Annotated in this window: 1 rRNA gene; it reads left to right on the top strand. The window is 45.9% G+C overall.

Going from position 1 to position 340, the window contains the following annotated elements:
• Positions 1-247 (top strand): 23S ribosomal RNA (locus D0T66_RS16140); the annotation flags it as partial.
• Positions 248-340: the final 93 nt, after the last annotated feature.

Below are 340 nucleotides of genomic sequence, written 5' to 3'. Positions count from 1 at the left end.
CTTAGTACGAGAGGACCGGGGTGGACTGGCCTCTGGTGTATCTGTTGTCTTACCAAAGGCATAGCAGAGTAGCCAAGCCGGGACGGGATAAACGCTGAAGGCATCTAAGCGTGAAGCCCCCCTCAAGATGAGATATCCCAACGTTAAGTTGTAAGACCCCTTGAAGACGACGAGGTTGATAGGACAGAGGTGGAAGTGCAGTAATGTATGGAGCTGACTGTTACTAATCGGTCGAGGGCATGACCAAAAATGGATAGGTTTTAAAATGAACAGGATGATTAATTGTTTCTTGTATGCTGGTTTTGAAGGTATAATGCCTTTTATATTCCTCGATAGCTCA

Origin of the sequence: Dysgonomonas sp. 25, assembly GCF_010501075.1 — a bacterium.
Classification (GTDB): Bacteria; Bacteroidota; Bacteroidia; order Bacteroidales; family Dysgonomonadaceae; genus Dysgonomonas.
This window is presented reverse-complemented; position numbering and strand designations above follow the sequence as displayed.